At 72.9% G+C, this 19,678-nt stretch carries 19 protein-coding genes; 8 read left to right on the forward strand and 11 right to left on the reverse strand.

Translation table 11 applies throughout. From position 1 onward, the window contains the following. Positions 1-3 precede the first annotated feature (3 nt). Complete coding sequence (locus ACIPWA_RS09115; RefSeq protein WP_400289563.1) at positions 4-1,023, reverse strand: ABC transporter substrate-binding protein; 1,020 nt, start codon at positions 1,021-1,023, stop codon at positions 4-6. 150 nt (positions 1,024-1,173) lie between these two features. Between ACIPWA_RS09115 and ACIPWA_RS09120 the strand changes: the two genes are divergently transcribed. From ACIPWA_RS09120 to ACIPWA_RS09135, 4 genes are all read left to right on the forward strand, one after another. Next, the gene (locus ACIPWA_RS09120; RefSeq protein ID WP_400289565.1) at positions 1,174-1,935 is read left to right on the forward strand and encodes a helix-turn-helix transcriptional regulator; all 762 of its coding nucleotides are present in this window, start codon (positions 1,174-1,176) and stop codon (positions 1,933-1,935) included. Further along, complete coding sequence (locus tag ACIPWA_RS09125; protein WP_400289567.1) at positions 1,932-3,056, forward strand: FecCD family ABC transporter permease; 1,125 nt, start codon at positions 1,932-1,934, stop codon at positions 3,054-3,056. Before ACIPWA_RS09120 ends, ACIPWA_RS09125 begins: the two co-directional genes overlap by 4 nt. After that, entirely contained in the window at positions 3,053-4,141 is a 1,089-nt protein-coding gene (locus ACIPWA_RS09130; protein WP_400289569.1) for a FecCD family ABC transporter permease, read from the forward strand. Before ACIPWA_RS09125 ends, ACIPWA_RS09130 begins: the two co-directional genes overlap by 4 nt. Before the next feature lie 67 nt (positions 4,142-4,208). Then, the gene (locus ACIPWA_RS09135) at positions 4,209-5,027 is read left to right on the forward strand and encodes an ABC transporter ATP-binding protein (protein WP_068710340.1); all 819 of its coding nucleotides are present in this window, start codon (positions 4,209-4,211) and stop codon (positions 5,025-5,027) included. An 81-nt stretch (positions 5,028-5,108) separates the two neighbouring features. Here ACIPWA_RS09135 and ACIPWA_RS09140 read toward each other — a convergent pair whose 3' ends face one another. From ACIPWA_RS09140 to hisC, 6 genes are all read right to left on the reverse strand, one after another. Beyond that, positions 5,109-5,666: a hypothetical protein gene (locus ACIPWA_RS09140; protein WP_056644571.1), complete on the reverse strand. Its 558-nt coding sequence runs from the start codon at positions 5,664-5,666 to the stop codon at positions 5,109-5,111. A 115-nt stretch (positions 5,667-5,781) separates the two neighbouring features. Then, positions 5,782-7,242: a dihydrolipoamide acetyltransferase family protein gene (locus ACIPWA_RS09145; protein ID WP_400289573.1), complete on the reverse strand. Its 1,461-nt coding sequence runs from the start codon at positions 7,240-7,242 to the stop codon at positions 5,782-5,784. 76 nt (positions 7,243-7,318) lie between these two features. Beyond that, entirely contained in the window at positions 7,319-8,329 is a 1,011-nt protein-coding gene (locus ACIPWA_RS09150; protein WP_056644568.1) for an alpha-ketoacid dehydrogenase subunit beta, read from the reverse strand. Beyond that, positions 8,326-9,558, reverse strand: a complete 1,233-nt coding sequence (gene pdhA, locus ACIPWA_RS09155) for a pyruvate dehydrogenase (acetyl-transferring) E1 component subunit alpha (protein WP_400289576.1) — start codon at positions 9,556-9,558, stop codon at positions 8,326-8,328. The genes ACIPWA_RS09150 and pdhA overlap by 4 nt, the downstream gene beginning before the upstream one ends. Positions 9,559-9,889: 331 nt before the next feature. Continuing rightward, on the reverse strand, positions 9,890-10,171 hold the full coding sequence (locus ACIPWA_RS09160) for a DUF805 domain-containing protein (protein WP_200955864.1): 282 nt from the start codon (positions 10,169-10,171) through the stop codon (positions 9,890-9,892). Between the two features lie 45 nt (positions 10,172-10,216). After that, positions 10,217-11,332: a histidinol-phosphate transaminase gene (hisC, locus tag ACIPWA_RS09165; RefSeq protein WP_400289578.1), complete on the reverse strand. Its 1,116-nt coding sequence runs from the start codon at positions 11,330-11,332 to the stop codon at positions 10,217-10,219. A gap of 201 nt (positions 11,333-11,533) precedes the next feature. Between hisC and ACIPWA_RS09170 the strand changes: the two genes are divergently transcribed. Together ACIPWA_RS09170 and ACIPWA_RS09175 are read left to right on the forward strand one after the other, a co-directional pair. After that, a complete protein-coding gene (locus tag ACIPWA_RS09170) occupies positions 11,534-11,923 on the forward strand; it encodes a phage holin family protein (protein WP_400289580.1) in 390 nt (129 codons plus the stop codon). A gap of 80 nt (positions 11,924-12,003) precedes the next feature. Further along, positions 12,004-12,441: a protein-tyrosine phosphatase family protein gene (locus ACIPWA_RS09175; protein WP_400289582.1), complete on the forward strand. Its 438-nt coding sequence runs from the start codon at positions 12,004-12,006 to the stop codon at positions 12,439-12,441. A gap of 34 nt (positions 12,442-12,475) precedes the next feature. Here the strand turns inward: ACIPWA_RS09175 and ACIPWA_RS09180 are convergent, their stop codons facing one another. Beyond that, positions 12,476-14,059, reverse strand: coding sequence for a hypothetical protein (locus ACIPWA_RS09180; RefSeq protein ID WP_400289584.1), 1,584 nt, complete (start codon positions 14,057-14,059; stop codon positions 12,476-12,478). After that, on the reverse strand, positions 14,056-14,355 hold the full coding sequence (locus ACIPWA_RS09185) for a hypothetical protein (RefSeq protein ID WP_400289586.1): 300 nt from the start codon (positions 14,353-14,355) through the stop codon (positions 14,056-14,058). Before ACIPWA_RS09185 ends, ACIPWA_RS09180 begins: the two co-directional genes overlap by 4 nt. A 179-nt stretch (positions 14,356-14,534) precedes the next feature. Between ACIPWA_RS09185 and purB the strand changes: the two genes are divergently transcribed. Next, positions 14,535-16,007, forward strand: coding sequence for an adenylosuccinate lyase (gene purB / locus ACIPWA_RS09190; protein ID WP_400289588.1), 1,473 nt, complete (start codon positions 14,535-14,537; stop codon positions 16,005-16,007). Between the two features lie 144 nt (positions 16,008-16,151). On the opposite strand, the gene ACIPWA_RS09195 is transcribed toward purB, so the two are convergent. Continuing rightward, positions 16,152-17,180, reverse strand: coding sequence for a hypothetical protein (locus ACIPWA_RS09195; protein WP_400289590.1), 1,029 nt, complete (start codon positions 17,178-17,180; stop codon positions 16,152-16,154). Further along, positions 17,177-17,575, reverse strand: a complete 399-nt coding sequence (locus ACIPWA_RS09200) for a PadR family transcriptional regulator (RefSeq protein ID WP_400289593.1) — start codon at positions 17,573-17,575, stop codon at positions 17,177-17,179. Before ACIPWA_RS09200 ends, ACIPWA_RS09195 begins: the two co-directional genes overlap by 4 nt. Positions 17,576-17,818: 243 nt before the next feature. Between ACIPWA_RS09200 and ACIPWA_RS09205 the strand changes: the two genes are divergently transcribed. Further along, entirely contained in the window at positions 17,819-19,522 is a 1,704-nt protein-coding gene (locus ACIPWA_RS09205) for a glycoside hydrolase family 10-like protein (protein WP_400289595.1), read from the forward strand. Positions 19,523-19,678 lie beyond the last annotated feature (156 nt).

Genomic DNA, 19,678 nt, shown 5'->3' on the forward strand with positions numbered 1-19,678 from the left:
TCCTTACCCGGCGTCCGGGGTGAACATGTCCTCGACGACGTCGAGGAGCTCCATGGTGCGTACGTAGTCCGCGCGGTACGCCCAGTGCGGCAGGTCGTAGGCGTTACCCGAGGCGAAGGCGGGCAACGCCGCGTAGACGGGGTTCTGCGCGAGCGTCGCGACGTCGCCCGACGGCGCGTTGAACGTGAACGTGAAGACCGTGGGCGCCGTGAAGACCTGGCTGACCTGCTCGGTCGAGATCTCGAACGAGTCGCCCGTGCCGAAGGCCTCGAACCCGGGGTTGTCAGCGATCACGGGGGACGGCTCGAGCCCCACGGCCGCGAGCGTCTGCGGCAGCGCAGAGGTCTCCGGCAGGGAGTACGGGGTCCCGTCCGAGGTGAGGACGACGTAGGCGACCGGGGTCGGCGGCAGCTCGATCGCGGCCGCGACCTCCGCGACGCGGGACTCGTAGGCGGCGACGAGGTCCTTCTCCTTGTCGGCGGCGTCGAACACGTCCTCCGCGAGGAACGAGAGCTGGTCCTGCCAGGTGAGGAGCGTGTTGCTGACGATCACGGTCGGGGCGATCTCGGTGAGCTGCTCGTAGGCCTGGGTCGCCTGGAAGGCCGGGAAGCCCTGCCCACCACCCACGATCAGGTCCGGCTCCTCGGCGAGGATCGCCTCGTAGTCGAACCCGTCCTCCCCCCAGGGCAGGATGACGGTGCCGTCGGCCTCGGCGTCCTTCGCCCAGCTCTCGGGGTAGTCACCGCCTCCCGGACCGGGGACCTCGGGGATCGTCGCGTGCACGGGCACGTCGAGCGCGAAGAGCGAGCCGGCGAGCGCCGAGTTGAGGACGACGACCCGCTGCGGGTCGCCCGGGATCGTGACGTCGCCCTGGTCGGTCGTGACGACCCGGTCGGGTGCGTCGCTCGGGGCGGCGGTGCCGGCGGAGCCCACGGGCTCGTCGACCGTCGTCGAGCAGCCGGCCAGCGCGACGAGCGCGGCGGAGGTCGCCAGGGCAAGGAAAGGAGTTCTGAGGCGCAGCATGGGTCCTCGTGCTGTGTGGGGCTCCGCTGTGACGCAGCCGATTGGCAAGGTGGGGTCAGGCTCAGCTAGCGTAGCCTTACCTAAGTCAGTCTAGGCGCGACCAGAATGACATCCGACGCGCCAGCGCGACCAATCCAGGCAAGGAAGACCATGACCTTCGTCGAGCTCGGCCGAGCCGTCGCACGGACCAACGCCCTGCGCTTCCTGGGGCACCCGCCGCACGTCCACGACGAGCCCCACCTGGTCTACGTGATCGCCGGCAGGGGCACGCTCGCGGTCGAAGGGCACGACATCCTGCTCCAGGTCGGGCAGAGCGCGTGGATCCCCGCGGGGGTCGAGCACGGGCTCACGCTCGCGGAGGACAGCATGGTGATCGGGCCCATCCTGTCGCCCGACGCGGATCCTCCCGGCGGGCGGATCCGCGTCCTCGGGGCGAGCCCCGCGCTCGCCGAGCTCGTCATGGTCGTGCTGTGCGCTGCCCCCGAGACCGACGAGGAGCGACTCCCGTTCCGCGCGGCGTTCGAGGACGTGCTGCGCTCGATCACCCAGGAGTACTTCCCGCTGACGTTCCCCGAGCACCCGGCGGCCCACGCGATCGCGGTCGAGGCAGCGAGCTTCGACGGCACCCTGGAGGCGCTCGCCGAGCGACAGTTCCTCAGCGTGCGCCACGTCCAGCGCCTCTTCGTCGAGGAGACGGGCCTGACCTTCGCCCGGTGGCGCACCAAGGCGCGCCTCAACCGGGCCATCGTCAGCCTCCGCAACGGCGAGAGCGTGCACCAGGCCGTGCACGCGGCCGGTTTCACGACACGGCACGGACTGCTCAAGGCCCTGAGCCGCGAGTGCGGCATCCCGCTCGAGCGGCTCATGACCGACCCCCACGGCGAGCTCGCCGTCCGCGAGCCCGCCGCGTGAGCGCCCTCTCCCCCGCACCCGCCGGCACGCTCGGCGACCACCTCACGGCGGACGGCACCGCGGACCCCACGGGGACCAGCACTGTCCGCGACCGTGACCCTCTGGGGCCTCGGGCGCGGTCGACGCGGACCTGGCGCTCCAGAACCCTGGGGCTGGCGCTCTCGATCGTCCTTCTCGGCGCCGTCTGCCTCGTGAGCCTGGTGGTCGGGGCACGCGCCGTGCCCTTCGACGTGGTCCTCGACGCGCTGCGCGCCCCGGACGGCTCCGACGCCCACCTGGTCGTGACCGAGCTGCGCGTGCCACGGACCGTCCTCGGTGTCCTGGTCGGCGCCGCGCTCGGCGTGTCGGGAGCGCTGATCCAGGCGCTCACGCGCAACCCGCTCGCGGACCCCGGCATCCTCGGCGTCAACGCGGGGGCGAGCTTCGGCGTCGTGCTGGGTATCGCGGTCTTCGGCGTCACGACCATCGGGCAGTACCTGCCCTTCGCGTTCGCGGGCGCGGTCCTCGCGACCGTGGCCGTGTACGGCCTGGCCTCCCGTGGAGCGGCCGCGACCCCGCTCCGGCTCACGCTGGTCGGCATCGCGTTCGGCGCGGTGCTCACCGGGATCTCCTCGACCCTGACCCTGCTCTCGCCCGAGACGTTCGACCGCATGCGCTTCTGGGGCACGGGCAGCATCACCGACCGCCCGCCGGGGACGGTCGCGGCGATCCTGCCGTTCGTCGCGGCGGGCCTGCTGCTCGCGCTGCTGGCCGGGCGATCGCTCGACGCGGTCGCGCTGGGCGACGACCTGGCACGGTCGCTCGGCGCACGGATCGGCACGACCCGCGTCGTGACGATCGTCGCCGTGACCCTGCTCTGCGGGGCCGCGACGGCCGCCGCGGGACCGATCGGCTTCGTCGGTCTCATGGTGCCGCACACCGTGCGGTGGTTCACGGGCCCCAACCAACGATGGATCCTTGCGTTCAGCACGGTCCTCGCCCCGGTCCTCCTGCTGGGGTCGGACGTCCTCGGGCGCCTGATCGTCCGTCCCGCCGAGCTCGAGGTCGGGATCGTCACCGCACTGGTCGGAGCGCCCGTGCTCGTCGCACTCGTCCGCCGCAAGAACGTGAGGGGCCTGTGACCGCCGTCGAGCAGGAGAGCCACCGCGCTCCCGTCGCCGCGCATCCCGCTCGACGCGCTCTCGTCGTGCGCACCCCGCGCGACCTGCTCTCGTTCCGCGTCGACCGACGGACGGTCGTGGTCTGCGCGGCGCTCGTGCTCGCCCTCGTGGCGACCCTGATCGCCGCGCTGAGCCTCGGGTCGACGACCCTGCGCCCGGCAGCGGTCCTCGAGGCGCTCTTCGGTGAGACCACCCGGGCGACCCGTACCGTCGTCGTCGACTGGCGGCTGCCCCGGGCCGTGCTCGCGATCGCGTTCGGCGCCGCCCTGGGGCTGAGCGGGGCGATGTTCCAGTCGCTGACCCGCAACGCGCTGGGCAGCCCCGACGTGATCGGACTCAACATGGGCGCGTACACGGGCGTCCTGGTCGTGATGCTCCTGGGCGGAGCGGGCTGGGCGGCCGTCGCGACGGGCTCGCTCGTCGGCGGGCTCGCGACCGCGCTCCTCGTCTACGTGTTCGCGTTCCAGCGAGGGGTGCAGGGTTTCCGACTCATCATCGTGGGGATCGCTTTCAGCGCGATGCTCACCTCGGTCAACACGTGGATCCTCGTGAAGGTCGACGTCGACCTCGCGCTGAGGGCAGCGGTCTGGGGTGCCGGGACCCTCAACGGGGTCCGGTGGCCGCAGGCCTGGCCGCCGATCGCCGTCATGCTCGTGCTGTGCCTGGTCGCGGTCGTCGTCGCACCGAGGATGCGCCAGCTCGAGCTCGGCGACGACGCCGCCGCGACCCACGGCCTGGGGCTCGAGCGGTCCAAGGTCCTGCTCATCGTGGTCGGGATCGCCTTCACGGCCCTCGTGACCGCGACGGCCGGCCCCATCGCGTTCGTCGCCCTCGCCGCCCCGCAGGTAGCGCGGCGCCTCACGCGCGCCGACGGCACCGTGGGGCTCGTCTCGACCGCGCTCGTGGGTGCGCTCCTGCTCAGTCTCGCCGACGTCGTGGCGCAGCACGCGATCCCCGGGCTGCCCCTGCCCGTCGGTGCCGTGACCGTGAGCATCGGCGGGCTGTACCTGCTGTGGCTGCTCGCCGCCGAGACCGGGCGGTCATGACCTCTCCCACGCCCTCGCCGACACCCACCGGACCGGCTCTCGCCCCTCCTCGACCAAGGACCCCCAGATGACCCGACTGCACGGCACCGCCCTCGACGTCGGGTACGACGACCGTCGCGTCCTGGAGGGCGTCGACGTCGCGATCCCGGACGGCTCGTTCACGGTGATCGTCGGGCCGAACGCGTGCGGCAAGTCGACGCTGCTGCGCGCCCTCGCGCGCCTGCTCCGCCCGACCGACGGGTCAGCGACGCTCGACGACCGCGACGTCCACGCGTGGCACGCGCGGGAGTTCGCGCGCGTCGTCGGGCTGCTCCCCCAGACGGCGCTCGCCCCTGACGGGATCACGGTCGCGGACCTGGTCTCGCGCGGGCGCTACCCGCACCAGTCGCTCCTGTCACGCTGGTCCCGCGCCGACGAGCGGGCCGTGGCCGACGCCATGGCCGCGACCGGAGTCACGGACCTGCGCGACCGGGCCCTCGACGAGCTCTCGGGCGGGCAGCGGCAGCGCGTGTGGATCGCGATGGTCCTGGCCCAGGAGACGCAGGTCCTGCTGCTCGACGAGCCGACCACCTACCTCGACATCGCGCACCAGGTCGAGCTCCTCGACCTGGTCGCCGAGCTCCGCGCCCACGGACGCACGGTCGTGGCGGTCCTGCACGAGCTCAACCACGCGGCTCGCTACGCGACGCACCTCATCGCGATGAAGGGCGGGCGGATCGTCGCCGAGGGGGCTCCGGAGGAGATCGTCACCGAGGAGCTGGTCGAGGAGGTGTTCGGGATGCCCTGCCGCGTCATCCCGGACCCGGACACGGGCAGTCCCGTGGTCCTCCCCCGGTCCAGACCGGCTCTGCGCCCGGGAGCGATGCCCGCGCGGGCCCCGGCCTGAGCCGGCCTGCTGGAGCCCGACGCCCCGGGCACCGACTCCGCAGGAGAGCCGACCCGATGCCTGCGCGAGCGGCCGTCCGGATCACGGCCCCGTGACCCGCCGGTGCACGGCGTCGAGGTCGGCGCGCCGCACGAGCACCCCGTGCGCATCGCGCTCCCAGCACCGACCGGCCGCGTCGGAGAACGTCATCAGGACCACCTCGGCCTCGGAGGTGGCGATGCCGGTCGCGGGGATCTCGATCTCGGTGGCCTTGTCCGCGGGCACGAGCACCTCGAGGTAGCGACCGACGTACGCGGGCGACCCGGCGCCGGCCAGGGTGCGCAGCGTGACGTCGTAGACGGGGGCGTCGGAGGTGTTGATGACCCGCAGGACGCGCAGCCCGTCGTTCTGGTCGCCGTCCAGCTCGTCGTCGTCCGCGAGGACCAGGACCTCGGGCGCCTCCCTGACCCACGCGGTCACACGCTCCGCCTGGTGCCGCTCCTCCTGGTCGAGGTGCTCGCGTCGGTACGTCTCACCTCGCCTGACCTCACGCTGTGTGGACCACACGGCCCACACCACCGCAGCGAGCGTCCCGATCGCGATGAGCGAGTTCAGGACGAACGTCAGGACCAGCTCGTTCTCGACGATCCAGGCTTCCACGAACTGATCTTGGCGCGCCGTGGTCCGGAGCGCACGGGCACGGCGGCGACGGGGGGACCGGAGGACGCCCGGTCTTCCCTCCCCCGTTCGCCGCGCCCTCGTCAGCCGACCGTGGTCAGCCCCAGACGAGCGCCTGGGCCGGGTCCTCGAGGATCTTCGCGACGTCGCTCAGGACGTAGGCGCCGAGCGCGCCGTCGACCAGACGGTGGTCGAAGCTCAGCGCGAGCTGCGTGACCCAGCGCTTCTTGATCTTGCCCTTGTGGACCCACGGCTGCTCGCGGATGGCACCGAACGCGAGGATCGCGGCCTCGCCCGGGTTGAGGATCGGGGTGCCGGTGTCGATCCCGAACACGCCCACGTTGGTGATGGTGATGGTCCCGTCGGACATGTCGGCGGGCGTGGTGCGCCCGGCGCGGGCCGTGGCCGTGAGGTCGGACAGGCCCTGCGCGAGCCCCTTGAGGTCGAGGCGGTGCGCGTCCTTGATGTTGGGCACGACGAGCCCGCGCGGCGTGGCGGCCGCGATCCCCAGGTTCACGTAGTGCTTGTAGACGATCTCCTGAGCGGCCTCGTCCCAGCTCGCGTTGATGTCGGGGTGGCGGCGCACCGCGAGCAGCAGCGCGCGGGCCGTGATGAGCAGGGGCGTGACGCGCACGTCCTTGAACTCGCGGTCCTCGCGGAGCTTCGCGACGAGCTTCATGGTCTTGGTGACGTCGACCGTGTGGAACTCGGTCACGTGCGGGGCCGTGAAGGCGCTCTGGACCATGGCCTCGGCCGTGCGCTTGCGCACCGACTTCACGGGCACGCGCGTCTGGCGACCGTCGGGCGTCACCGAGGAGCCGGTACCGGCGTCGCTGAGCCAGGGCGAGTCGTCGCCCGCGTAGGTCGCGAGCGTGCGCGGCTCGGAGCGCGCGCTGTAGGCGAGCACGTCCTCGCGCGTGATGATCCCGCCGGGCCCGGTCGCGGGCACCGACGCGAGCTCGACGCCCAGGTCGCGCGCGAGCTTGCGCACGGGAGGCTTGGCGAGGACGGTGCGTCCGGCGGTCGCGGCCGAGACCAGGGCGCGGATGGGGCCCGACGGCGCGGGTCGCGCGGGTGCGGCGGCCGCCGGTCCCTCGATGGGCGACGCGACGGGAGCGGCAGGCGCGGCGGCGGGAGAGGTGGGCTCCGCCGTCGGGCCTGCGGGGGACGCCGCAGCCACCGAGGCGCCACGGCGCGGGCGGCGCGCGCTCGCCTGCTCGGCGACGCCGTAGCCGACCAGCACCGCGCCGCTGCCCGACGACTCCACCGCCGCGGGCTCCGCGGCCGGGGCCCCGGCCGACGGGGCGCCCGACGGGTCGGTGTCGACCACGATGATCGGCACGCCGACCTCGACCGTGTCTCCCTCGGCGACGAGCAGCTCGGCGACGACACCCGTGTACGGGGACGGGAGCTCGACGAGCGACTTAGCCGTCTCGATCTCCACGATCGTCTGGTTCACCGTGACCTCGTCACCCACGGCGACGTGCCACTGCACGATCTCCGCCTCGGTGAGTCCTTCGCCGGCGTCAGGGAGCTTGAACTGCTCGAAGGTGGGCACTGCCTGCTCCTCGGGTGATCGTGGTGCTGTGGTCAGGGGGTGGTGCGACGGGCCGGGCAGGCCGAGAGGTCCGGGCCTAGAACGACATGGCGCGGTCGACCGCGTCGAGGACACGGTCGAGGCTCGGCAGGTACTCGTGCTCGAGCTTGGCGACGGGGTACGGCGTGTGGAACCCGCCCACGCGCAGCACGGGCGACTGGAGCGAATAGAAGCACTCCTCGGTCACGCGGGCGGCGATCTCCGCACCCGAGCCGAGGTAGGTCGCGGCCTCGTGCACCACGACGCAGCGCCCGGTCTTGCGGACCGACGCGACGACGGTCGCGGTGTCGAGCGGCGAGATGTTGCGCAGGTCGACGACCTCGATGCTCGTGCCCTCGGCAGCGGCGGCCGCCGCGACCTTGAGCGCGGTCGGGACGGTCGGGCCGTACGCGACGAGCGTGAGGTCCGTGCCCTCGCGCACCACGACGGCCGAGTTGAGCGTCGAGTCGCCCACCGGGCCGTCGAGCACGACGTCGCCCTTGTCCCAGTAGCGGCCCTTGGGCTCGAAGAACAGCACGGGGTCCGGGGACGCGATGGCCTCGCGGATCATCGAGTAGGCGTCCTGCGGGGTCGAGGGCGACACGACGCGCAGCCCGGGGGTGTGCGCGAACAGGGCCTCGGGGCTCTCGCTGTGGTGCTCGACCGCGCCGATCCCGCCGCCGAACGGCACCCGGATGACCACGGGGAGCTGGAGACGACCGCGCGAGCGGTAGTGCATCTTGGCGAGCTGGGTCGTGATCTGGTCGTAGGCCGGGAAGATGAAGCCGTCAAACTGGATCTCGCACACGGGCCGGTAGCCGCGCAGCGCGAGCCCGATCGCCGTGCCGACGATGCCCGACTCCGCGAGCGGCGTGTCGACCACGCGGTCCTCGCCGAAGCTCGCCTGGAGGCCGTCGGTCACGCGGAAGACGCCGCCGAGGGGGCCGATGTCCTCGCCCATGAGCAGGACCTTGGGGTCGCTCGCGAGCGACGCGCGCAGGCCCTCGTTGATGGCCTTGCCCAGCGTGAGGCGGGACGTGGTGGTTGCCGTGGTGGTCGGCGCGCTCATCGTGCTCCTCCGTGCTGGTCGTGCGTGCGGGACGCGCCGTCGTCCGCGAAGGACGCCTCGTACTCCTCGAACCACTGGCGCTCGGCCGTGACGACCGAGTGCTCGGTCGCGTAGACGTGCTCGAACATGGACTCGGTCGAGGGGCGGCCCAGGCCGCGGACGAACGTCCGCAGGCGCTCGCCGAGCGCGTCGCCCTCGGCCGCGAGGTCCGCGGCCCACTGCTCGTCCCAGGCGCCCTCGGCCTCCAGGAGGAGGCGCAGGCGGTCGATGGGGTCCCGACGGCGCCACACCGCCTCCTGCTCGGAGGTCCGGTAGCGCGTGGGGTCGTCCGAGGTGGTGTGGGCGCCCATGCGGTAGGTGTACGCCTCGATGAACGTGGGGCCGCCACCCGAGTGGGCCCGCTCGATCGCCTCGGCCGTCGCGGCGTAGCACGCGAGGACGTCGTTGCCGTCGACGCGGACGCTCGGGACGCCGAAGCCGTGCGCGCGCTGGTAGATGGGCACGCGCGACTGCTTGGTCGTGGGCTCGGAGATGGCCCACTGGTTGTTCTGGCAGAACAGCACGAGCGGCGCGTTGTTGACCGCGGCGAAGACGAGGGCCTCGCTCACGTCGCCCTGGGACGTGGCGCCGTCGCCGAAGTAGGTGACGACCGCGGTGTCCTTGGCCGGGTCCCCCGTGCCGACCAGCCCGTCGCGCTGGACGCCCATGGCGTACCCCGTCGCGTGCAGCGTGTGCGAGCCGATCACGAGCGTGTACAGGTGGAAGTTGTGCTCCTCCGGGTCCCAGCCGCCGTGGTCGACGCCGCGGAACTGGCGCAGGATGTCGGCGAGGTCGAGACCGCGCGTGTGGGCGACCCCGTGCTCGCGGTAAGACGGGAAGACGTAGTCCTGCGGGGACAGTGCGCGACCCGACCCGATCTGCGCGGCCTCCTGGCCGAGCGACTGCGGGAAGAGGCCCAGCTCGCCCTGGCGCTGGAGCGACGTGGACTCGTCGTCGAACCGGCGGGTCAGGACCATGTCGCGGTACAGGCCGCGCAGCGCGTCAGCGTCCAGGTGGGCGACGCGCTCGCGGTAGGCCGCGTTCTCCGGGGTCTCGACCCGGACGCCGGCCGGGGTCAGGAGCTGCAGGAGCTCCGCGTCGACCGGGAGACCTGCCCCGGTGTCGACCTGCGGTTCAGCGGAGGACCCGACCTCGGGATCTGCTGCAACGGCGGTGTTCTGCTGGTTCACACGCTCTCCTTGGGTGCGGCCGGAGGCAGGGGGCCCGGGTCGCTCGGGGGGTCGGTCCTCGGTCGTCTCCGACCGAACCTACGTTACCGTAGCTTACGCAAGCGTAGGCTACGAGTGCGTAGCTTCCTCCGCCATTGGAGGACAAACCTGGCCCGCCCGTCTTTGGAGGTTCCCTCCAACGACCTGTGACCCTTTCCCAGGTCTCACGGGGAGCGGCGGGGCGCATCGTTGGCACAATCCGTCAGGTCCGGCGCCCGTCCGGCCGGACGCGCGCTCGCGCGTCGGCCGGACGGTCGGGGGTCTGCCCCCGCGACGTCCGGGGGCCAGGGGGTCAGCCCGGCGGGTACGTGCTGGAGTACCCGGCCTGCGCCCGCAGTGCGTCTCGCTCGCGCGTGACGGGCCACGTCGAGAACGCGAACACCAGGAACATCACGATGTTCAGCAGGGGCACGATCCCGACGAGCACCCACCATCCCGAGTAGCCGGCCTTGCGGATGATCTGGATGTAGGCGATCAGGAAGATGATCGCGACAGCGGCCCAGATGATCAGGGCAGCAGTGCCGAAGAGCCAGCTGTACTCGTCCGGGATCTGGTCGACCGTGGGAGTGTCCATGCCGCGAGTCTTCTCTCGGTGGACCCCTCCGGCAACAGGTACCGGCTACCGCCAGCCCGCCGCGACCCGTAGGAACGCCTCGGTCGCCTCCTCCTCGCCCACGCTCACCCGGATGCCCTCGCCCGCGAACGGGCGCACCAGCAGACCGGCGGCCGACGCGCCCACGGCGAGCTCCGCCGTCGGGCCGCCGAGGGGGAACCACACGAAGTTCGCCTGCGTCTCCGGCAGGTCCCACCCCTGGTCACGCAGACCCTCGACCAGACGCTCGCGCCGCGCGACCAGGTGCTCGACGCGCTCGAGCAGCTCGTCCTTGACCGACAGCGCCGCGAGCGCCGCGCGCTGCGCGACGTGCGAGACGCCGAACGGCGTCGAGACCGCGCGGATGCCCGCCGCGAGCGCCGGCTCGGCGACCGCGTAGCCGACGCGCAGCCCCGCCAGCCCGTAGGCCTTGGACAGCGTGCGCAGCAGCACCACGTTGGGGTGCGCCGCGAGGACCGTGAGGCCGTCGGGAGCCTCGGGGTCGCGCACGAACTCGAGGTAGGCCTCGTCGAGGACCACCAGGACGTCGCCCGGCACGGACGCGAGGAACGCGTCGAGCTCGCCCGCGTGCACCACGGGGCCCGTCGGGTTGTTGGGCGTGCAGACCAGGACCACCCGCGTGCGGTCGCTGATCGCCGCGGCCATCGCTGGCAGGTCGAGGCGACCGTCCCGGGTCACCGGGACGCGCACCGACGTGCCGCCCGCGACCGCGACCGCGATCGGATACGCCTCGAACGAGCGCCACGGGTAGACGACCTCGTCGCCCGCGTCCACGACGGCCGACAGGATGTGCGCGAGCACGGCCACCGATCCGTTGCCCACGACGACCTGCGCCGCGTCGACGCCCAGGTCGGTCGCGAGGGCCTCGGTCAGGTCGGTCGCGTACATGTCCGGATAGCGGTTGGTGTCCGCGGCCGCGTCGACGATGGCCGCGACGACCGCGGCGGGCGGGGGGTAGGGGTTCTCGTTGGACGACAGCTTGAACGCGCTCGACCCGGGCGCGAGGCGCGCGCCCGGCACGTAGGCCGGCAGGGCGGCGACCGCGGCACGCAGGGGCACGCGGGGGGCCTGGGGCGCTGACGCTGGTGCGGACGTGGGCACGGAGGGCGTGGGGCTGGTCACGCCCTCCAGGATGCCACCCCGCCCAGCAGCCCGACGGCGGCGCTCACCTCGCGGGCCGGGTGCTGCGGGCGACCGGGCGACCGCGTGTGCGGGCGACCGGGCGACCGCGTGTGCGGGCGACCGGGCGACCGCGTGTGCGGGCGACCGGGCGACCGCGTGTGCGGGCGACCTCTCCCAGCGGGCGGTGGCAGGATGACACGCATGAGCTTCGTCATCCGCGTCATCGTCACCGGCATCGCGATCTGGCTCACGAGCCTGTTCATGAGCAGCCACTTCGAGATCGTCGGCTCCGACACCGTCGGCGGCCAGATCGTGATCGTCCTCGCCGTGGCCCTCATCTACTCGTTGGTCAACGCGATCATCAAGCCGATCGTCCAGGTCATCTCGATCCCGCTCTACATCCTCACGCTGGGTCTGTTCACGCTCGTCGTGAACGCCCTCATGCTGATGCTCACGGCGTGGATCACCGAGCAGACGGACTGGGGCATCCGGATCGAGGGCGGGTTCTGGTGGGCGATGCTCGCCGCGCTCATCATCGGTGTCCTGAACTTCGCGATCTCCGCGGTGGTCGCGCCCAAGTCGCGGGTCTGACCGCGCGCCCGGGCCGAGCGCGGGCCGAGCCCGTCGGCAGGACCCGCCCGGACCGGCGCCGACCCTGGAGAGGGACACCCATGGGCCTGTGGAGCGACACGGCGGACGGGCTCGTCGTCCTGCCCGACGGGCGCCGTGTCCGCGGTCGCGGCCTGCACGCGGGACCGCCTGACCTGACCGAGGCTCCGGAGCTCGCCCTCTATCTCACCGCGCGGCCGCACGTCGAGGTCGCCTGGGAGTCGCGGTGGATCAGCTGGCCGGACTTCCGCCTCCCCCGCTCGCCGTCGGACGCGGTCGCAGCGCTCCGGGACACGTTCGAACGCTCGGCCTCGTCGCGGGTGGAGATCGCGTGCGACGGCGGCACGGGCCGCACCGGCACCGCGATGGCGATCCTCGCCCGGCTCGCCGGGATCCCGGGCGACGACGCCGTCGCCTGGGTCCGTGCGCACTACCGCGAGCGCGCGGTCGAGACCCCCTGGCAGCGGCGCTTCGCCGCCGGCGTCGACCTGTCTCGCTGAACCGTCCACGGCGGACCGCCGTCGTGGCCGTGCCTCAGCCACCCCGCGACTCCTCGAGCCCTTCGACGAGAACCCCGACCGCCCCGAGCGGGGTCAGGGCGCGTGCCGCGGCAGCGGGATCGAGCTCGAGCGCCCCACGGAAGTAGCGTGCCTCGACGCGTTGCCCCGACACGGCCTCGTCGATCGCGGCGAGGTTGTCGGTGAGCCCCGGCTGGCCGACCTCGCGCGCCCGGCCCAGGACCGCGACGTGGAACGGGACGCCGTGCGGCACCTTCCCCCCGGTACCAGGTGCCCCCTGGGCCTCCAGGTCCGCGCGGACGGTGACACGGTCCCGGCCGACGGGGTTGTCGGCGCCGTCGAGCTGGGAGACGCCCTCCTGCTCGATCTCGACGTGCGTGCCCCGCACGCCCGCAGGCAGGCTCGCCCCGCCCACGGGCGCACCGGCGGTCAGGACGTGCCGGACGTCGTAGCGGACGGCACCCCCCGGCGCCCCGGTGGTGCCCGCCCCTGCGGCGGCCCCCGTCGCCGCGGTCGCGACGGCCATCGCGACCATGCCTCCCTGCGAGTGCCCCACGATCACGACCTCCTCCCCGGCGGGGATCTCGGCCTGCCGCATGGCTTCGAGGACGAACGCCGTGCTGTCCGCGTCGGCGCCCTGCACCAGGTCGAAGTTCGAGGTCATGCTGAACGGGGTCGTCGAGTTCCCCAGCTGTGTGCCCGGCACCGTCACCACCCAGGTCGCACGGCCGTCCGCCCCGACGTACTTCTCGACCGACACGACCGAGTCGGGCAGGTCGTTGCCCTTGCCGTAGACCACGTCGATCCCCGACAGGAGTGCCTCGGCACTGTGCGCCACAGGCTTGCCGAACCCCGTGGGCAGCGCGTCGCCCGTCAGCTCGGTCGTCGTGACGTCCCGGGCGAACAACCCCCGGTACGACTGCGACACCCCGCGCAGCACCCCCGCGGCCTGGCCCACGCTCGACGTCCCCGCCAGGCCCGCCCAAGGCACCTGCCTGACGATGCCCACGCTCGATCCCCGGACGGCCTCGTCGTGGTAGGCGCCGGAGCCGGTGAGGAGCCGCGAGAGCTGGATCCCGTGACCCGTCGCCACGCCCTTCACGACGTCCACGACCCCCATGCCCATCACGACCCCGATCCCCACCCCGGGCACGCTCGCGAGCCACGAGACCACGCCCTCGGCACCGGACTCACCCTCGTCGTAGATCCCGGCGGCCTTCCGGAGCCGGTCGATCAGCCTCTGGAGAGTCCCCTCGGCCGACACGAGCGCATCGGTCAGAGCCACGATCTCCTCGAGCAGCACCGCGCGGGCCGCGACGACCTCCGCCGGCACCGGCACCCAGGAGCCAGGCACCCCTCCGAGCGAGGGCGCCCCGGGGTAGCAGGCCGCAGCCCCGTCGACCCAGCGGACCGACGACGAGGGCCCGGAGAGCAGCCCGCTGACCAGGCCGTGCGCCCGCCGTGCCTCGACGAGCGCGGCCTCGACGCGCTGCGCGGCCACCCCGACCACGAGCGCGGCCGCCACCAGGTCCGCGGTCTCCACGAACGTGACGCCCCCTGAGACCACGACCCCTGCGGTGGGGTCGGACGTCCCGCTCATCGCAGGCTCGCCTCGGCGTTCGCGGCCTCGACGGTCCGGACGTACCTCGTGGCCGCACCCACGGCTCCGTCCGCGACCCGGTCCACGCGGTGCAGCTCGCGGACGGCCTCCTCGACGAGGGTGCGGTAGCCCTCGGACGCCTCGCCTCGCCAGGCGATCGTGACGCTCTGGTCCACGAGGGGGATCGCTGCGGCCGCCTGAGCGGCCGCCTGGCGCAGCTCGGGTCGTGGATCGACCACGTCGAGCGCGGGAGACCAGGTGGACGTGGCACCGGGCAGAGGAAGAGGGGGCGACATGCGCACGACCGTAGGGTCCTCCCAGGCGCCTCGTCCGGCTGCCGGGACCGGCTGTGGAGAAGCGTCGTCAGCGCCGGGCCTGTGCACGGCCAGGTGGCCCCGCCGCCGGTGTCTGCCCTCCCGCCGCCCGACCGCGAGACACCCGCTCCGCCGTCGGGCACCCGTGGGAGAATGGCGCCATGCCTACGGACTCCGCCGACTCCGCCGCGCCTGTGACCACCCCCCAGCGCGCCACGCTCGCCGACATCACCCCTCCCATCGCCCTGGGCCCGCTCGACGGGCGCTACCGCGGCGCCGTCGCGCCCCTGGTCGACCACCTGAGCGAGGCCGCGCTCAACCGCGAGCGCCTCCACGTCGAGGTCGAGTGGCTCATCGCCCTCACCGAGGGCCCCGTGGTCCCGGGCGCGCCCACGCTGAGCGACGCCGAGAAGGCGTACCTGCGCTCGATCGTCACGGACTTCGACGCCGCGGGCATCGCCGAGCTCGGCGAGATCGAGCGTGTCACGGTGCACGACGTCAAGGCGATCGAGTACTACATCAAGCGTCGCCTCGAGGCCGCCCCGAGCGTCCTGGGCGAGGGCACGGTCCTGCCGTCGGCGGGCGAGCTGGTGCACTTCGCGTGCACGAGCGAGGACATCAACAACCTGTCGTACGCGCTCATGGTGCAGGGCGCGGTGCGCGACGTGTGGCTGCCCGCCGCGACGGCCCTCGCGGACCAGCTCGCGGACATGGCGCGCGAGCACGCGGCCGTCCCGCTGCTGAGCCGCACGCACGGCCAGCCCGCGACGCCGTCGACGCTCGGCAAGGAGCTCGCGGTGCTCGCGCACCGCCTGCGCCGCCAGCTGCGCCGCATCGAGGGCGCCGAGTACCTCGGCAAGCTCAACGGCGCGACGGGCACCTACGGCGCGCACACGGTCGCGGTCCCCGGCGTCGACTGGCCCGCGGTCTCGAGGTCCTTCGTCGAGGGCCTCGGCCTGACGTGGAACCCGCTCACGACGCAGATCGAGTCGCACGACTGGCAGGCCGAGCTCTACAGCGACATGGCCCGCTTCAACCGCATCCTCCACAACCTCAGCACCGACGTGTGGACGTACATCTCGCTCGGCTTCTTCAAGCAGATCCCGGTGCCGGGTGCGACGGGGTCCTCGACCATGCCGCACAAGGTCAACCCGATCCGCTTCGAGAACGCCGAGGCGAACCTCGAGATCTCCTCGGCGCTGCTCGACACGCTCGCCTCGACGCTCGTGACCTCGCGCCTCCAGCGCGACCTCACGGACTCGACGACGCAGCGCAACATCGGCCCGGCGTTCGGCCACTCGCTGCTCGCGGTGGACAACGTCGCGCGCGGGCTGCGCGCCCTCGCGGTCAACGCGGACCTGCTCGCCGCGGACCTCGACGCCAACTGGGAGGTGCTCGGCGAGCCCATCCAGTCGGCCATGCGCGCCGCCTCGGTCGCGGGCGTGCCCGGCATGGAGAACCCGTACGAGCGCCTCAAGGACCTCACGCGCGGGCACCGGCTCACGGGCGAGGAGATGCGGGAGTTCGTCCAGGGCCTCGGCCTGCCCGACGACGTCACGCGCCGCCTCACCGACCTCACCCCGGGCACGTACACGGGCATCGCGGAGCAGCTCGTGGGCGAGTACCTGGACTGAGTCCGGGCCTGTGGGCTGCCGAGAGCTCATCCGCGCCGCCGCCGAGAACGGGGTTGCGGTCGTTATCCGTCGGACAGCGACCGCAACCCCGTTCTCGTCGCGTCGATGGCGCATCGTGGGCGGAGCGGGCACCCTCATGCCGGGTCAGGCCGTCGTCAGGTCTCCGCCGGTCGATCTCTTCCTGCGCTCGGCGGCCTGGTCACCGATCCGGTCGACGACCCACCGGGCCGCGAGCGTGACCGCCACGACCACCAGGGCGAGCACCGCGAACTCCTGCGGCTCGACCCCGTAGAACGGTCGCTCGCGAGAACCGAAGGCTCCGTACCTCCCCACCCACAGCCCCGCTCCGACCCCGAGGAGGAGCGGGAGGGCGTGGCGAGCACCAGCGTGCACGAGCAGAGCGAGCACCACCACGACGCCGAGCACCACCAGGACGCCCGTGCCGGGGTGCCAGCGTCCGATGCTGCCGTGCTGGAACGGACCGACGAGCAGGATGCCCCAGGCCGCCGCGGCGAGCGCGCCCAGTCCGACGAGCCCTCGACGGGGCACCGCGACGTCCCCCGCCCGGGCGCGTTCGCCGAGCACGACCACGAGCAGGACCTGAGCCGGTAGCCACCCCACCGCGTAGGAGAGCACGAGCAGGTCGCCCTGCCAGGCAAGGAGCCCGAGCGAGATCCCGGTCAGGAGCGTGGCGACGATCCCGAGGAGACGCCCGGTCAGGTCCGCCCCGCACAGGAGCACGACCAGCGCGACGAACCACACCCCCCAGGACACGAGCAGGGGGTCGATCGCCAGCAGGTGTCCGCGCACCTCCGGGTAGGTGGTCATCCAGGCGGCCTGCGCGACGGACTTGGTCGCGGGCACCGCGAGCAGCACCGGCAGCACGACCGCGAGCGCCGCGACCGCGTCTCGCCTGAACGCGGGCGTCGCACCGAGGAGAAGATTCAGCCACTCCCTCGCCGCAGCGCCCACCAGGTCGCGACGCTCGGCCGACGACGGACGCGACTGCCCCGGGCGGGCGCCGTCGAGCAGGTCGCCGAGCATCTCGGCCTCGTGCTCGCGGCGGTACGCGAACGGGAAGCAGCGCAAGAGGCGGCGGTAGTCGCGGACGAGCACGGGTGCGACGGGCAGCGGCTCGTCGGGGCCCGCCTGCGCGGGACCGGCGGCGCTCACGCGGGCACCGGCCCGGTGCCCAGGCCCGACGGCGCCGCACCCGTCGAGCGACCGGGCGCGGCGGTCCGTGGGCTGCGCCGGGCGCCCAACCGTTCCAGGGCGCGACGTGCCTGGGCCTCGGCTCGGTGCGCCTCGGCCTCGAGCCGCACCCCGCCCGCGGCCGTGAGCCGGTAGTACCGGCGCAGTCGCGAGTCGACGACCTCCTCGTGGTCGACCTCGACGAGCCCGGCGGCGGCGAGCCGGTCGATCGCGCCGTAGAGCGTCCCGACCCGCAACGTGATGCGCCCCTCCGAGCTGGTCTCGACGTCCTTGGCGATGCCGTAGCCGTGCAGCGGGCCGGCGGCGAGCGCGGACAGGATGAGGAACGCGGGTTCCTGGAGCGGTTTGGATGCCATGCCGAGGAACATACTCTCGTCACGAATCCATAAAGGGGCGACACTCCGACGGTGCGCACCCTCGCGCACCGGCGCACGCGCCGCACCGCCGCGATCGCCGCGATCGCCGCGAGAACGAGGTTGCGGTCGCCTCCCTCCCCCTGGCGACCGCAACCTCGTTCTCGGCCGAGCAGGAGCCGCCACGCGACACCTCGATCGTGGCGCAATCCTTCACAATCAATAAGAACTATGAAATTCTCTTCCATGCATCTGACCCGTACCAACGGAGGCATGGACATGACGCACCACCCGAGCGACCCCACCACGGTCGCCCCCGCTCCCACCACCCCCTCGCCCGAGGTCACCGGCCTCGGCCGGCGGGGCTTCCTCACGCTCGCGACCGCCGGCGTCGCGGCCAGCACGCTGAGCGTGACGATCGGCTCCTTCTCCCCCGCTGCAGCCGCGACCGCACCCGTCCCTGCGACGGGAGCGGCGCCGTCGGGCCCTGTGCCGCGCAAGCGCGAGCTGCGCGCGATGTGGATCTCGAGCGTCGTCAACATCGACTGGCCCTCGGCCGCCGGGCTCAGCGCCGAGCAGCAGAAGGCCGAGTACCTGCACTGGCTCGACGTCGCCGAGCAGTACCGGCTCAACGCCGTGTTCGTGCAGGTCAGGCCCACGGCCGACGCGTTCTGGCCCAGCCCCTACGAGCCGTGGTCGCAGTACCTGACCGGCACCCAGGGCAAGGACCCCGGCTACGACCCGCTCGCGTTCGTCGTCGAGGAGTCGCACAGGCGCAACATCGAGATCCACGCCTGGTACAACCCGTACCGCGTCTCGATGCAGGCGGACCCCGCCCAGCTCGTCCCCGAGCACCCTGCCCGCCAGCACCCCGAGTGGGTGTGGGCCTACGGCGGCAAGCTCTACTTCGACCCGGGCATCCCCGAGGCCCAGGAGCACATCCAGCGCGCGATCCTGCACTCGGTCGAGAACTACGACCTCGACGGCGTGCACTTCGACGACTACTTCTACCCCTACGCGGTCGCGGGGCAGACCATCCCCGACGCGCACACCTACGCGACGCACGGCGCGGGCTTCGCGACCGTCGACGACTGGCGCCGCCACAACGTCGACACGTTCGTGCAGTCCATCTCGCAGCGCATCAAGGCGACCAAGCCATGGGTCAAGTTCGGGATCAGCCCGTTCGGGATCTGGCGCAACGCCTCGACGGACCCGCGCGGCTCGGCCACGAGCGGCTCGCAGTCCTACGACATGCAGTTCGCCGACACGCGCAAGTGGGTCACCGAGGGCTGGCTCGACTACATCAACCCGCAGATCTACTGGCAGATCGGGCTCGCCGTCGCGGACTACGCGCAGCTCGTGCCGTGGTGGGCCGAGGTCGCGGCGCAGTCCGGCACGCAGCTCTTCGTGGGCGAGGCGCTCTACAAGGTCACGTCGGGCGTCTTCACCGACCCCGCCGAGATGTCGAACCACCTGACCTTCACGCAGCAGGTCGACGCCGAGGTCGCGCCCGTGCTGGGCAACGTCTACTTCTCGGCCAAGCACGTCCCCGCCGACCCGCAGGGCTCCATGACCCGGGTGCTCGAGGACCACTACCGGCACCCCGCGCTCGTGCCCGCGATGCCCCGGCTCGGGGTCTCACCGCTGCGCGTCCCGGTCCTCGCCAACGCCCGGCGGGTCCCCGAGGGCGTCCGGCTGCACTGGAACGACACGGGCCCTCGCAGGACCCGGGCCACGGCCTTCGCGATCTACCGGGTCGAGGGCGACGCCCGCCGCATCGACATCGAGGACGCCGCCAACCTCGTCGCGACCGTCCGCACCTCTGGGCACGTCGTGCAGGACTGGGTGGACGAGACCGCGCTCACCGGGCGCCGCTACACCTACGTGGTCACCGCGCTCGACCGGCTGTGGAACGAGTCGCGCCCCAGCGAGGCGCGCCGGTCCGTCTGACCTCTCCCTCCGGGCTCCAGCCCGCCGAGAAGTGAGCAGGTGCCCCTGATCCCGTCGGATCAGGGGCACCTGCTCACTTCTCGGGCCCCCACCCGGGGGGGGGGCGCCCGGGCGGGGGCACCCCGCCCGACCCCCAGGGGGGTGCCCCGGCGCGGG

Source organism: Oerskovia enterophila (genome assembly GCF_044748475.1).
Classification (GTDB): Bacteria; Actinomycetota; Actinomycetes; order Actinomycetales; family Cellulomonadaceae; genus Oerskovia; species Oerskovia enterophila.